General features: G+C 49.6%; 13 protein-coding genes. 8 read left to right on the top strand and 5 right to left on the bottom strand.

The window, feature by feature from the left end:
* The 5 genes from AAC854_RS10905 to AAC854_RS10885 all read right to left on the bottom strand — a co-directional run.
* The coding region (locus AAC854_RS10905; RefSeq protein ID WP_340617123.1) for a conjugal transfer protein TraG N-terminal domain-containing protein at positions 1-1,498 on the bottom strand (1,498 nt) is incomplete at its 3' end.
* A complete protein-coding gene (locus AAC854_RS10900) occupies positions 1,495-1,830 on the bottom strand; it encodes a hypothetical protein (protein WP_340617122.1) in 336 nt (111 codons plus the stop codon). The genes AAC854_RS10905 and AAC854_RS10900, both read right to left, overlap by 4 nt.
* A gap of 8 nt (positions 1,831-1,838) precedes the next feature.
* Positions 1,839-3,275: an integrating conjugative element protein gene (locus AAC854_RS10895; protein ID WP_340617121.1), complete on the bottom strand. Its 1,437-nt coding sequence runs from the start codon at positions 3,273-3,275 to the stop codon at positions 1,839-1,841.
* 15 nt (positions 3,276-3,290) lie between these two features.
* The gene (locus AAC854_RS10890; protein WP_340617120.1) at positions 3,291-4,259 is read right to left on the bottom strand and encodes a TIGR03756 family integrating conjugative element protein; all 969 of its coding nucleotides are present in this window, start codon (positions 4,257-4,259) and stop codon (positions 3,291-3,293) included.
* Positions 4,256-4,654, bottom strand: coding sequence for a TIGR03757 family integrating conjugative element protein (locus tag AAC854_RS10885; protein ID WP_047962751.1), 399 nt, complete (start codon positions 4,652-4,654; stop codon positions 4,256-4,258). The genes AAC854_RS10890 and AAC854_RS10885 overlap by 4 nt, the downstream gene beginning before the upstream one ends.
* Before the next feature lie 320 nt (positions 4,655-4,974).
* On the opposite strand from AAC854_RS10885, the gene AAC854_RS10880 reads away from it, so the two are divergent.
* From AAC854_RS10880 to AAC854_RS10845, 8 genes are all read left to right on the top strand, one after another.
* A complete protein-coding gene (locus tag AAC854_RS10880) occupies positions 4,975-6,747 on the top strand; it encodes a type VI secretion system baseplate subunit TssF (RefSeq protein ID WP_047962750.1) in 1,773 nt (590 codons plus the stop codon).
* A gap of 11 nt (positions 6,748-6,758) precedes the next feature.
* Positions 6,759-8,597 carry a type VI secretion system tip protein TssI/VgrG gene (tssI, locus tag AAC854_RS10875; protein ID WP_422824076.1) on the top strand — a complete coding sequence of 613 codons (1,839 nt, stop codon included), beginning with the start codon at positions 6,759-6,761 and terminating at the stop codon, positions 8,595-8,597.
* 11 nt (positions 8,598-8,608) lie between these two features.
* Positions 8,609-9,844 carry a DUF2169 family type VI secretion system accessory protein gene (locus AAC854_RS10870; protein WP_340617119.1) on the top strand — a complete coding sequence of 412 codons (1,236 nt, stop codon included), beginning with the start codon at positions 8,609-8,611 and terminating at the stop codon, positions 9,842-9,844.
* On the top strand, positions 9,837-10,199 hold the full coding sequence (locus AAC854_RS10865) for a DUF4150 domain-containing protein (RefSeq protein WP_340617118.1): 363 nt from the start codon (positions 9,837-9,839) through the stop codon (positions 10,197-10,199). Before AAC854_RS10870 ends, AAC854_RS10865 begins: the two co-directional genes overlap by 8 nt.
* Positions 10,200-10,203: 4 nt before the next feature.
* Positions 10,204-11,469 carry a polymorphic toxin type 15 domain-containing protein gene (locus AAC854_RS10860; protein WP_340617117.1) on the top strand — a complete coding sequence of 422 codons (1,266 nt, stop codon included), beginning with the start codon at positions 10,204-10,206 and terminating at the stop codon, positions 11,467-11,469.
* Positions 11,469-12,104, top strand: coding sequence for a GAD-like domain-containing protein (locus AAC854_RS10855; RefSeq protein WP_340617116.1), 636 nt, complete (start codon positions 11,469-11,471; stop codon positions 12,102-12,104). The genes AAC854_RS10860 and AAC854_RS10855 overlap by 1 nt, the downstream gene beginning before the upstream one ends.
* Positions 12,105-12,169: 65 nt before the next feature.
* Positions 12,170-12,805, top strand: a complete 636-nt coding sequence (locus AAC854_RS10850) for a GAD-like domain-containing protein (RefSeq protein ID WP_340617115.1) — start codon at positions 12,170-12,172, stop codon at positions 12,803-12,805.
* A 71-nt stretch (positions 12,806-12,876) separates the two neighbouring features.
* Complete coding sequence (locus tag AAC854_RS10845; RefSeq protein WP_340617114.1) at positions 12,877-13,512, top strand: GAD-like domain-containing protein; 636 nt, start codon at positions 12,877-12,879, stop codon at positions 13,510-13,512.
* The last annotated feature ends 35 nt before the right edge of the window (positions 13,513-13,547 follow it).

Raw genomic sequence — 13,547 nt, 5'->3', positions numbered from 1 at the left:
ACACTTTCTGCATCACCATTTGCCCGAACATGCCAGCGGATTGCCTGACCTGCCCCACGCCCTGACTCATCATGCCGGCCACATCACCCATGCGTACCCCTGCCCACGCTAACGCACCCAGCCAGACCATCGGCAACACAATAAACAGCGTGCCCATCACCAGCCCCATAATTAAATCATCCGACGTATTCTGAATGCCCGCCAGATTAAACAGACTGTGGGTATCTGAGCCGTACAGGGCTTCCAGTAAATAGCTGTCCAGCCAGCGGGCCGTTTCCCACCAGAAAGTCAGAAAGTTCAATGCGAAGAGGGCGAATGTCAGGGTGAATACCGTTTTAAATTCATACGCCGCAAACAGCAGGATCAACGGGATGAGGATATACAACGCCATCAGGATCACCGCCTGCATCATCGGCAGTGCCTGACGCACCGCATCAAACACCGGCATACCGAGTAATCCGCCCAATAAAGTCCCCGCAGAAGCACCGACCCGGTTGCCCGCATCCAACAAGGCAGGATCAGCATTGCCGCCATAGCCTGCGTAAACATACCCTTCCTGAGAAACCGTCAGGTTTACCGGGCTGACCAGACGGCGGAGCACCGCTTCCTGATATTCCTGTGTATTTTTGCCCAGCATTTTCAGGGTGGCTGACAGACGCAGCCATAATCCCGGATCGGCCTGCGCCAGTACCCGGTCTTTCAGCCCGGTTTTGGCGGCTGACCACCAGGCTTTGCAAGTGGGATAACCGCCCTGCCCGGTATACGGCCGCCCACTGTCCCGGCTCTCACTCCACGGGAAATAGGTACGGGGCGTTCGGGATTGCAGCGTATTATAATCACCGGCTAAAAACGTGCGGCTGCCCAGCCAGTCGATATCATTCAGCCTGGTGTCGTCGGTGGTTTGCCCCTGATCCCGCCGTTTCCACTGATACAATGCCAGCGCATAACAATCGTGGGTGAAATCCTGCAACTCCGCTGCCAGTGCCGGATTACTGATGCGGGTGTGCTGCACTTCAAAGTGCAGTTGCCGCAGATCCGGGCGACAGGGGATGGAGGCAACGGCTGCCTGGGTGAATCCTTTTGACAACCGGTGTACCACCGCCCACCAGAGCGGCACGGCAGCCGTCTGGTTATTCAGGCTGGACATCGCCGGGGCATAACCACTTTTGTCCGGTGCTTTGGGCGTCCAGGTGCCACAGCTTTTGGCGCGGGACGGGTCATACTGGAGGGTGGTCAGGCTGACATTCACCAGTGGAACACAACACACCACCATCACGAAAAAGGCGCAGTACAGGGTATTTTCAATCCGGGCAAGTGATTGTAACCCGCCATTGCCGTCGTCTTCACTACATTCTCTCACCTTCAGCCAGACGGCGATCACCTTTATCACTAAAGGCGCCGTAAACAGCCCGGTCGCCATCAGAATTTGCCATAACCCGTTGTTAACCACCCAGCCGAGCAGGGTCAGAAAGTATTCCAGATAGCTGTTGGTGGTCATCGGGTTTCTCCGCTATTCCCTGACAGGGCGTATTCACACAGTAAAATGAACATCAGACTGACGACCAGCATTCGAATTAAAGTTGCACGATGTGTCTTCTGATTTTGTGTCCGCCGCCAGATTTTCCGGCTGCCCCAGCCCAGTACGGCATACAGACATAACCGCCAGATTAACCAGAATTCCCCGGTGTCGGTTATCCAGCGGTGAAGCTGAGTCAGGTTTTCTGCCTGTTGCAGCCCGGGCCGGCCTGTCGCTAACGTGATAACCATCACCAAAGCGATAATCAGTGATAACGCGACACCTTTTCTTAATACTGAAATCTTCTCTGCCATCGCTGACCTTACCTGCGCTCACGGTTTGGGGCTTCCAGCTGATAAAACCGCGCATCGGTGCTGTCCGGTACCTGTTTTTGCGGATGCGTTTTAATGCGCTGGGTGTCCCGCTCAATAATGGTCAGGATGGCGTTGCGCGACAGTGCGCGTTTCAGCTGCATTTCATTCTTTAATGCAGTGATTTCCCTGTCCAGCGCCTCAATCCGCCGTTCCCCTTCGGCGAATGCGTCCGGTTGCGCCGCGGCATTGGGTTCGGACATCCCGGTGATAAGCATCCGCCGCATCAGCAAGGCCGTTTCAGTGGTTTCCGCCATCGCCAGTTCGCCCGCCAGACGGACTGTTAATGCGGCACTGTCCGGGTCTCGCTGTAACGCCTGAATGACACCTTTGGTTACCGCCAGACTGCCGGTTTTCAGCTTGGCCAGATTGGCGACGGTCGGTTTTTCCGTGCCATTGACCAGTTTCACCAGCTGTTCAATATTGGCTTTGGTCTGTTCTTCCAGCATCGGTGCAAAGCCCGTACCGGCCACCGTTGCACCCGGCTGTTGGTGTTCCCCGCCACTGGTGCATTCCGCCGCATTGCCACAGGTACGGATGGCGCGGTCGCCCAGCACGTTTACCACCGCTTCCGCCGCTTCAGTGGCATTTTTGAATTTGGTGCAGGCACCCCCCTGACAATCTTGCAGGCGAACAGAAGACTGGCTCAGCACGGGCTGATTATTCATCATATTAAAACCCGCGCTGGCTAAATCACGGGTGGGCCGGATAGCATTCTGCCCCCTGCCGCCCTGCTTTTTGCCACCAATCCACTGATGTCCCCCCATGCCGGTGGTTTTGGCGCCGGCATTATTGACTCTTACGGCATCCGCATCCCCGCTGTTAACCAGCGTTTTATACTCCTGCAGAGCAGCAGATTGTGTCCATTTACTGTTTTCAGCAAAATTCATCATCCGCTTCGCCATGTTCTGACAATTAAACTGGGCCTTATCGAACGCCACATTGGCCTGTAAAACGCCATTGGTCAGCATGTCATACAGACCGGGATTAGCACGCTGGATTGCCATGGCAGGAAGACTGGCCACTGCGCCGGTTGCCCCCTGAATGACATCACTCATCAGGTTCTTAAACCCCGCCGTGATACCATTCAGCTGGTTGCCGATGGTGGTTTTCAAATCAAAATTCCCGCACATCAAATCCGAACTCCAGCCGAGTTCCAGTCCGCCCAGTCTGGTCAGGGAACCGCGGGTGGCCGGCTGTGAAATCACCGAACCGCCACCCAGGGTATAAAACAGCGTATCGGAAACAGCACCGCTGGCCTCAGCCCCATAACCCAGCACACTGTTATTCACCTGCGGTAATGAGAGGGACACCACCGGCGTATTACCCTGTACAGATGCGGTTGCCAGTCCGCCCAATATCAGCAATAACCTGTTTATTCTCGTCATTGTTCATTTCCTTATTCAGATATCCGTACTGCCAAGAAAACGCTGCCCGCGCCGTTGGCAGCAGCTGTAGGGCTGCCACAGGGCATAGGCCTGATTGCCGTTGCTTGCAGCCATGTGTTCCCCGCCTGGAAACACGGCACAGCTGGAGCTTAACTGCGGTGATAACCGCTGCCACTTGTGGTTCTTTGTGCCGGTATTTTCTTTCACCGGCTCCGGCGGCCAGTAGCCGTCAGTCCGTTGGGCTTTCAGAACCTGATAAACATGAGGCTGGCCTGCACGGGTGATAATGTCAGCCACCCGCTGCGCGACCACAGCAGCGGCTTTGTCATCATCAGTCTGATTAACAAACCCTGAACGCGGGTAAATATTGCCCCACATATTGCCGGCCATCTGGCTGCCCAGTTCCCGCTGACCGGGAATAAGCGCTTCAGGATAGAACGATTCCGGTAAACCAGTGCGCCACGCGACCGTATCCAGCGTACTCAGAAAATAAGGCATCAAGGGGGTGGCAGCACTGCGGCAGGAATAGCCGGGAATTTGCCCGCCAATCAGGTTGGTGGCGGGATGCCCGATGGCATCGGCATATTTAAAACGCAGACTGGTGCGCCGTTGTCCTGCAATCTGGGTATTGTGATTACCCCCGCCTGCGGTCAGGTAAGATAACGCACCGGTAACGGCATTTTCCAGCCCGCCGGATAGTCGGCTGACCTGCGCCATTTCTGACCACGGATTGCCGCCGGGGGCGTGATAGGTGGACACGACCGCTTCGGGAAGATAGTGGGTGACTTTAACCGAGGTTTTTACCGTGCAACCCTGCCAGGAACAAAACAGCCAGTAACAAATGCCGCTGACCCGCCACTGAATACAGGCGGGCGAAAGACTGCTGGCGACAATTTGGGCCGTGTTGAGGGAGGCCTGCGCAACCGGAGCAAATGCGGTTATCAAAGTGATGACGACAGGAAAAGTAATATGTTGAATACTCATGGATGATTCTGCTCCCTGAGCGCCTTCGCTTTTGCCACATCCGCCGTACCATACACCACTTCATGATCATCAAACACCACAGCAGGATACTGACGCACCCCTAATTGCCAGGCTTCAACAACAGCACGATAAGCGTTGATAATGTGTTGTTCCTGCTGGAACCATTGGGAAGATTGCAGAATAGCTTGTGCCTGTACCGCAGCTTGTTGAGGGTCGGCAGAAAGTTGAGAGAAGATTTTCTGCTGCTGTTGTTCAGCTGTATCCAGCCAGACTACCTGTGTATCAGGGGAAAGATTGACGGGGGTATGGTGGCTGTCGGTATACACCACCGTTTTTGCATGACTCACGGATGCAGTCATCCATCCCAGCCAGAATAATGCATAACGCTTTCTCATCACCACCTTCCCGTATCCGAAAACAGACGTGAAGGGTGCGGAAAAAACGAGGAAAAATCAGCAAACAATTCTTTTTTGCAAAATGTAAAAAAAGTGGGTATTGACATTGTCTCCTCTGTCTCTCGGTTTTCCTTCCGAAGCGGGCAGACACAACGATTCAGACTTCTCCCAAATCCAGAGAAAGCAGAATTACATTAAATAAATTAATTCAAATCCCATGTACAATAAATCACCCTTACCAAGTAGCGCATTCATTTTATATAAACTTTATTCACAAGATGCCGATCAATTATTAATCGGAACATTAGAGATGGCAATAAATGAAAAACAACAAGGAATCGCTGTACCTGCAAGAGTTAGCTTACCTGCGTGAAAAAGCAAAGTTGATGGCAACTGAGTTTCCGCATCTGGAACCTTTTCTGAGTAACCCTCATGATCCGGATATTGAACGCCTGTTTGAAGGTTTTTCATTATTAACCTCAAACTTGCGCAGCACCGTTGAAGACGACTTTCCGCAAGTCACCCATGAAATGTTGGGGCGCATCTGGCCCCATACCCTGCGTCCTGTGCCCCCGACAACCATCATCCAATTTACCCCCCATCAGGACGTTCATCAGGGCGCCGTCGATATCCCCCAGGGCGTACCGATAACCACCGATGAGGGGGAATACACTTTACGGTTTCATACCTGTCGTCCCCTGCATATTGAGCCTTTCATTGTCCTGGATAAGCAGATCCAAAAAACACGGGAATACAGCGAGATCATTGTGACATTGCGCCAAACGGGCGCGGTTTCAGACCGTTGGCAAGTGGGATTACTGCAATTTTTTCTCGGCACAGACCGTGAGCGGGCGGCCCAGTTGAGTCTGTGGCTGGAACGGCATCTCGATAATATTTACCTGCGCACGCAAAACGAAGAAAAAAGGCTCAGGTACAGCAAGTTATACGGGTGTGATGCTCATGGCCATCACAGTATACTGCCCACAAGCCATAACCATTTTGACCGTCTGCAACGGATGACGGAATACTACTGCCTGCCTCATGCTTTTGATTTTATGACCTTTGATGCGCGGGATTACCGTGAATTGCCGTTAAACCGCGACGGGTCATTTGAGCTGGTATTCAGGCTGAACGGTGAACTGCCACTGGAAACCGTAGGCGATGCGTTCCAGTTAGGCTGTGTGCCCGCTGTTCACCTGGATACGATGGTCAGCCCGCCGATCCCGCTGGCGGAAAATCGCGCGCATTATCCCCTTCTTTTATCAGAGACTGAGCGGTTATTCCGGTTACAGGGGGTCCAAACGGCCAGACAACCCGGCGGCAAACAATCTTACGCTAACACCGCTCATTTCCAGCCGGTGACTCAGTTCTGCGAGAAAAGTGGCTGGCTGCTTGATGAAGGGCAACCCGATAATCTCTATTTCCAGCCCCGACTCTCCATCGATCTGCTTGGGCGTATCCAGTATTGGCTACATTTTCTGGATGCGGACGGAAAAGCGGCCACCAAACTGCCGTCCCAGCCGGTTTGTGCACACTTCATCGGCTACCATACGCAGGCCATGACATTGGAACCCGGGGCTATCACCGAATCCCAGGAATCGGTGCCTTCTCATCTGCGTGCCTGCAATATCACCCCCGTGTCACCGGATTTTCCGCCCATGGTGATGGGAAAATCAGACTGGGCGCTGATTGATAAGCTCAACCACACGCCGTTTTTGCTTTTCAATACCGAGTCCCTGAAAAATTTCCTGCGTTTGTATGATTGTTATACCGGACATGATCGCGCGCTCAGCCGCCGGATGCAGCAACATATTGACGGGATTGTCCATCTGGACTCCCGGTTTGACAGCCGTCTTGACTACGGTCCGGGGAGACTGGGCGGCGTGATTAATGGCAACACCCTGCATTTGCACCTTAATCCGGCCTGTTATGAAAATGACGGCATCATGTACCAGTTCTGCCGGGTGATCAGCCAGCTGCTGGCGAGCTTTGTTGTCCGGGATAACTTCATCATGCTGGAAATTTATCGGCAGGATGAACAGATGGCGTTATGGGCATTCCCGCATCAACTCGGGCTGCGCCGTGAAATGTAATGAGAGATGAGATGAAACCGAAAATTAAGGACATAATAATGCTAAAAAGTGGATTACGTTTTGTTTGCCGGATAGGAGGGCTACCTGAGGGGACATTTGCGGTGGCCGATTTTACCCTGCGGGAAGGGCTTTCCGAGCTGTTCACCCTGAACCTGACGCTGGTTCAGTCCCTGCCCGGTAACCCCTTTATACCGACGCCGGAAATCGATTTAACCGCGCTGTTGATGCAGGAAGCAGTACTGCAAATCTTCCACGGTGTGCTGGAGCAACGCAAAATCACCGGGATCATTTCCCATGCCGACTGGTGCGGCACCGATGGTAACAAAATCCTGTATACCTTTACGGTGCGCCCGTCCCTCTGGCGACTCACGCTCAATCAGGACAGCCGTATTTATCACCGGCAAAGTGTGCCGGATATCCTGAAGCTGTTGCTGAAAAAACACCACGTTCGCGCTGACTCAAAATTGGAAGATGCCCATCAAAGCCGGGAATACATCACCCAGAAGCGGGAATCCGACTATGCTTTTTTTTGCCGCTTAGCCGCCGAAGAGGGGATCAGCTTCTGGTTTGAGGATGAAACGCTGTTTTTCAGTGACAGCCATCTGCCCATGGCGGCAGACCTGACGCTCAGTTACAATGCCCAGCCGGAAACGGCGCACGGGATCGATACCATTTATCAGGTTCGCCTGGGGGTGGGGATGACACCCCAGCGCACCATCAACAAGGATTTCAATCCCGAACGGCCGTTTTACGCGCTCTCCCATCTGGAAAGCAACCCGGATTATCAGGCATTCGGCACACTGACGCCGTATACGGTTTACGAAAGTTATGGCCGTTTTCAGAAGGATGCCGAAGCCAAACCGTTCGTTAAGTACCGCCATGAAGCCCTGAAAAACCAGATGCAGAGTGGCAACGGGCAAAGTAACTGCATCAAACTGATGCCGGGGCAAATTTTCAACATTGCCGCCCATCCCCACGCCCCACTCAATACCTGCTGGCAGATTGTCGGGATCAGCCATCAGGGGCGCTGCCCGCAGGCACTGGATGACCATGGCGGCGAGGGCACCACACTCAGCAATGACTTCAGCTTTATCGATGGCTATGCCGACTGGCGACCGCCATTTCATTACAAGCCACTGGCGGATGGGGATGAGAGTGCCACCGTGGTCGGGCCGGAAGGCGAAGAAATCTTCGTCAACAAAGACGGCGCGATTAAAGTCCACTTTCACTGGAACCGTTACGACAAAGCCGATGACGGCGCATCTTGTTGGGTTCGGGTGGCTCAGGGCTGGAATGGCAACGGCTTTGGCTTTATGGCCATCCCGCGCATTGGGCAGGAAGTCATTGTTTCTTACCTTAACGGCGATATTGACCGGCCGATAGTGACCGGCAGTGTCTATAACGCCGTCAACCGCCCGCCACTGGATTTACCCGCCGCGAAGACCCGCACCACGTTTAAAACCAAAACCCACAAAGGGGAAGGCTTCAACGAACTGCGTTTTGAGGATGCAAAAGGCAGTGAAGAAGTGTTTATTCATGCGCAAAAAGACATGAAAACCAAAGTACTCAACAACCGCGAAACCCATGTGCTGGCTAACCACAGTGAAACCGTCGAAAAAAACCAGACCATCAATGTCTTCAAGCACAAGGAAGAGGACGTCGGGATCACTCATACCCACACGGTTGGCGAATCGTTAGCCATTACGGTCGGCGATGTGATTGAACTGCGTTGCGGCAGTAGCTGTCTGCGGATGGACAAGTTCGGCAATGTCACGATCCAGGGCACCAAATTCCTGTTTGATGCCACTGATGCCATCCAAATCAGTGCGCAGGACATTGACCTGAACTAAGGAGCCAAACGATGGAATTCAGAAACCTGACCCCGTTTTCAGTTATTAATTACAAAATGCTGGATACCGAAGACGAGGAATATCATGTTGTTGCCATGAAAATCGTCTACCAGCTCCAGCCTGTGGGTTCGGGGCATTATCGGCCTGTACTGGCCGCCCCTTATGGCGAACTGGCGGTACAGGATACCTTTTCCGGCGAAATGAACCGGTCATCGGTTTTGCAGGAAAGTGATTTAGCGCCGCTGAAACTCAAATGTGATGTGATTGTCAATGGTGTTGCCTATGCGCCAGCGGGTGAAGCCTGTGAAAAAATGCCTGTCCGGTTACAGGTCACCACGCGTGACGGGCAAGCGCTGATCGATAAGACCCTGCATGTCTGGGGAGAGCGTGAGTTTCAGCGTTCTTCACAAGGCGAATGGCAACTGACGCCGCCCCAAAAATTCACGACGTTACCGGTAGATTACCGTGATGCCTTTGGCGGGGAATGCAAAGTGTATGAAAAGGATAACGCGGCTGCCTCCGTGCCCGAAGAGATCCGTCTGACCGACACCCAGCGGGAACAGCACCCGGAAAAAGACAATTCCCCCCTTGCCCATGCCACATGGGAATACAATCCGCTGGGGACGGGTTTTATCACCCCGTGGTATGCAGAGGCAAAAGATCTTTCCCGCTACCCGGCACCTCGCATTGAACACCCTGATGCCCCGATAACGGCCGCCCACTTTGCGCAGTGGCTGAATTCGCCGCCGTCCATTACGGAAAAGGTTTGCCAGCCTGCGGGACTGGGGATTATCGGACGCGCCTGGCTGCCCCGCCGCACACGGGCAGGCACCTATGATGAGCAGTGGCTGACAGAACGCCACCCTTATCTTCCCGAGGATTTTAGTTTTCGTTACTGGAATAACGCGCCGGACGACCAGCAAATTGACTTTCCTGCTCCTGATATCCGTATCAGTCTGTTCAATCTGACCCGTGACGGTGAACTGCATGTCCAGTTGCCGGGGCACCGGCCGCTGATCCTGTTGAGGATGCTCAGTGGTGAAATGCTCCCGGAACGGATGTACGCCGATACCCTCATTATCGACAGCGAAGCGCTCACGCTCGCCATGACTTACCGTTACCACATTGAAGCAACATCGCCCCTCCGGGTGATGGAAGCCCGTTTTGAAATGGATCCGGATGCACCGCTGGTAAGAATGGCGTCACCGGATGACAAAGACGAGAGGGAGATCCATATTTATGGCTGATAATTACCTTGCCCGGACAGGCACCCAGTGGATGGTCATCGGCATTTTACCGGATGTCTGCAAAACCCCGATGGGTTCTTCAACGCCCCCCATTCCTTACCCCGTGATGGCCAAACTGGCAGACAGTTCAGTGCCGGTAAAATCCGTGCGCGCCAATGGCAAACCCGTTGTGGTTTTTGCGCAGTCGTTTGTTCCCCAGACACTGGGCGATGAACCCGGTGTGGCAAATGGCATCAAAAGCGGCACAGTGGGGGGCAAATGCCATCCCAAAGAGCAGGAGCATTCAAAAAGTGTACGGGTCGGCAATAAATTGCTGTTACGCCACGGTGACAAATTCTGGATGAACGGAGCATAAGGACATGGCAAAAATCAAGAAAATCCCACCTAAACCAGCGAGTGATGAAGCATTATGGAAAAAACGGGCGCATGACGATGCCCCGACCGGTGAGGGTAATACGTTAGGGGAAATTACCGGGCAACCGCCGAAATCGACCGAGGTGCCTAAAGAAGCTAATTCCGTTATCAAGCCGAATACCCAGAGTGAGGAGGGATTTTGGGGAAAAGTCGGAGATGTGGGAACCGGTATCCTGAAAAATCTGGGAAATACGGCCATTGATATTGCTGAAGTGGTGTATAAAGGCCATCAGGCTGATGCTGCGGTGGAAATGAAACTGGAAGCATTAGCACATAAAGCCGCGGGTAATGAAGCAGAAGCGGATCGGTTAACGAATAAGGCTGATGCGCTCATGGAAAACGCGAATCTGGATGAATACCGATTTAAGCCAGAAGGCGCGGCAGAAGAATTTGGGGATACCCTCGCTGACTTAAATCCCAAAGGGGTAATCAAGCAAGCGGTGAAAGGTATCGCTAAAGGCGGGTCAAAGGCCATGTCGATCATCGCTGGCAAGGAAAAGGGGGTTGCACGAAGTAATTCCAAAGCTAAACGACAAGAGACCCAGGCGGCTGAAAGAGATAAAACAACACCTTCCAAAGACCCAGACGAGCTTAAAAAGGAACTGAAAGAAAAACAGCAAAATAAAGGGGGTAAAGTCAAAGGGGTTAAGAAGACTAAGGTGCCGTGTTTTCATCCTTATGACAGCAAGCGGTATAAGAGGTTAAAAACGGATAAAGAGCGAAAAGCATTTTTAGATGAGTATTCCGAGCAATTAAGAAGACAGCAGGATGCTATTAATAGCATGTCACCTGAAGAATTCAAAATTGCAAGGGATTCTTATAAGAAAAATAAGCGGAATAGCCAAGCAGCCGGTGCTCAAGAAAACTTTAGAGTAAGTTTAGAAAATGATATATCCGATAATGTCTCTAGGAATTTAGTAAGGAAAGGAATGTCACCCCAAAAAGCTGATGAAATAGCAAAAGAAAAAGCTAAAAACGCTCTTCAAGGATTAGCCGCATTACATGAACCCGATATGGTGGCTGGAGGCTATGGACAATATGCACCTAAAAAAATGGGAGATTCAGGAATTAACAGTGCAATTGGAGGTAGTTGGAAAGGCGGGCGAATAAAATCTCTTGATAATGCAGCGAAAGAGGCAGTTGACAGTGGATTGGGTGACGCTAAGATGAACATTCAACTAGAATTATGCCGAGGTAAGGGGAAAAAATAATGCGCGATGATTTCTTTGAATATTTTATTCAAAAATTTGGAGAAGCAACCCAACATAGAGCAGTTCCTGCTGAAGCCATAGAGAAATGGCGAGGAAAGTTACCTGACAGGTTATTACATTATTGGTCAACAGAAGGTTGGAATAGTTATCGAGATGGATTGTTTAGTATAGTCAATCCTGATGATTATGAAGATATTGTTGATATGTGGTTAGAAGATACGCCATTTGAGGAAATGGACTCTTATCATGTTATTGCCAGAAATGCATTTGGAAAACTTTATCTTTGCGGTCAAAAAACAGGCAGGAATTTATCAATATCTAGTATTTTTAATACGATAGTCTATTCTAAAAATGAATTCTACCAAAAAAATAGCCAAGATTTAGATATTGATATTGGGGTTTTGTTCTCTAATCAAAATGTAAGTTCATGTGATCTGAGAGGAGAAAGAAAAACAGGCATATTTTCCAAAGCGATAGAAAAATATGGTCCTCTAAATGAAAACGAAATCTTTAGTTTTGAACCTGCTATTGTATTGGGCGGTGAAATTAAACTCGAAAATGTAAGAAAATTGGATATGCATATCCATTTGGATATTCTTCGTCAATTTGCAGATCCAGATATTCAAGAGATTTGATTATTTTCTATTGCTAAAGTGACTGTTTTAACAGTCACTTTATGTATTTATTATGAGTATAAATAATGCGTGATGAAGATTTTGAGTGCTTTATTGAGGATTTGGGAGAGGCGACTCAGCATAGAGCTGTTCCTACTGAAACAATAGAAAAATGGCAAGGTAGGTTACCTGAAAGACTGCTACACTACTGGAAAACAGAAGGCTGGAATAGTTATCAGGATGGGTTATTTAGCATTGTAGATCCCGATGATTACGAAGATATTGTCGATATGTGGTTGGAAGATACACCATTTGAATCAATGGATGCTTATCATGTTATTGCAAGAAGTGGTTTTGGCAAACTCTATCTCTGTGGTGAGCAAACAGGAATTAATTTAACAATATCTTGTATTTTTAATACTATCACTTTTTCTAAAAGAAGAGCATACAAAAAAAATCAACAAGACTTGAATGAAGAAATATCCTCTTTCTTTGGGATAAAGTCTGCCGACAATTTTGACTTAAAAGGCAGTGGAAATACAGGAATATTTCCTAGATTAGTTAAAAAATACGGCCCATTAGATGAAAATGAAATTTTCGGTTTTGAGCCTGCCATTGTATTAGGTGGTGAAATTAAACTCGAAAATGTCAGAAAACTGGATATTCATATCCATTTGGATATCCTTCGTCAATTTGCAGATCCAGATATTCAAGAGATTTAATTTCTGATTTTTATTTGTTGATAAAGTGGCTGTTTTCACAGCCACTTTATCAAGTATTGTGGATATAAATAATGCGTGATAAATATTTCGATAGTTTTATTGAAGAATTCGGGGAAGCTACTCAGCATATAGCAGCACCTTCTGAAGCGATAGAGAAATGGCGAGGAAAGTTACCCGACCAACTATTACATTATTGGAAAATAGAAGGCTGGAATAGCTATCAGGATGGATTATTTAGCATTGTTAATCCTGATGATTATGAAGGCATTGTTGATATGTGGCTGGAAGATACGCCATTTGAATCAATGGATGCTTATCATGTTATTGCCAGAAGTGGTTTCGGAGATCTTTGCCTATATGGTGAAAAAACTGGAACAAACTTAACGATCTCATGTGCATTTCACGCTATTTATTTCAATAAAGAAAATTTTTACGAAAAAAAACAAAAAGATGCTGATCTTGATGTTGCCACTTTTTTTTCAAGTAGGGCCCTAGACTCTTTTGATCTCGAAGAAGATGACGATATATGGCTTTTTTCTAAGGCCGTGGAAAAGTATGGTCCATTAAATGAAAATCAAATGTTTGGTTTTGAACCTGCTATAATTTTAGGGGGAGATGTTGCGCTTGAAAATATCAGAAAACTAGATATGTATATACATCTAGATATTCTACGGCAATTTTCCGCCCCTGAAATTGACGAATATTGATGGATGCTAGATCATCGTTAAAAACTAAGTGGCTT

Source organism: Xenorhabdus entomophaga (assembly GCF_037996725.1).
GTDB classification, from domain to species: domain Bacteria; phylum Pseudomonadota; class Gammaproteobacteria; order Enterobacterales; family Enterobacteriaceae; genus Xenorhabdus; species Xenorhabdus khoisanae.
This window is presented reverse-complemented; position numbering and strand designations above follow the sequence as displayed.

Coding starts and splice junctions, on each gene's coding strand:
- AAC854_RS10900 (WP_340617122.1), bottom strand. CDS start 1,830: ATGGCAGAGAAGATTTCAGTATTAAGAAAAGGTGTCGCGTTATCACTG.
- AAC854_RS10895 (WP_340617121.1), bottom strand. CDS start 3,275: ATGACGAGAATAAACAGGTTATTGCTGATATTGGGCGGACTGGCAACC.
- AAC854_RS10890 (WP_340617120.1), bottom strand. CDS start 4,259: ATGAGTATTCAACATATTACTTTTCCTGTCGTCATCACTTTGATAACC.
- AAC854_RS10885 (WP_047962751.1), bottom strand. CDS start 4,654: ATGAGAAAGCGTTATGCATTATTCTGGCTGGGATGGATGACTGCATCC.
- AAC854_RS10880 (WP_047962750.1), top strand. CDS start 4,975: ATGAAAAACAACAAGGAATCGCTGTACCTGCAAGAGTTAGCTTACCTG.
- tssI (WP_422824076.1), top strand. CDS start 6,759: ATGAAACCGAAAATTAAGGACATAATAATGCTAAAAAGTGGATTACGT.
- AAC854_RS10870 (WP_340617119.1), top strand. CDS start 8,609: ATGGAATTCAGAAACCTGACCCCGTTTTCAGTTATTAATTACAAAATG.
- AAC854_RS10865 (WP_340617118.1), top strand. CDS start 9,837: ATGGCTGATAATTACCTTGCCCGGACAGGCACCCAGTGGATGGTCATC.
- AAC854_RS10860 (WP_340617117.1), top strand. CDS start 10,204: ATGGCAAAAATCAAGAAAATCCCACCTAAACCAGCGAGTGATGAAGCA.
- AAC854_RS10855 (WP_340617116.1), top strand. CDS start 11,469: ATGCGCGATGATTTCTTTGAATATTTTATTCAAAAATTTGGAGAAGCA.
- AAC854_RS10850 (WP_340617115.1), top strand. CDS start 12,170: ATGCGTGATGAAGATTTTGAGTGCTTTATTGAGGATTTGGGAGAGGCG.
- AAC854_RS10845 (WP_340617114.1), top strand. CDS start 12,877: ATGCGTGATAAATATTTCGATAGTTTTATTGAAGAATTCGGGGAAGCT.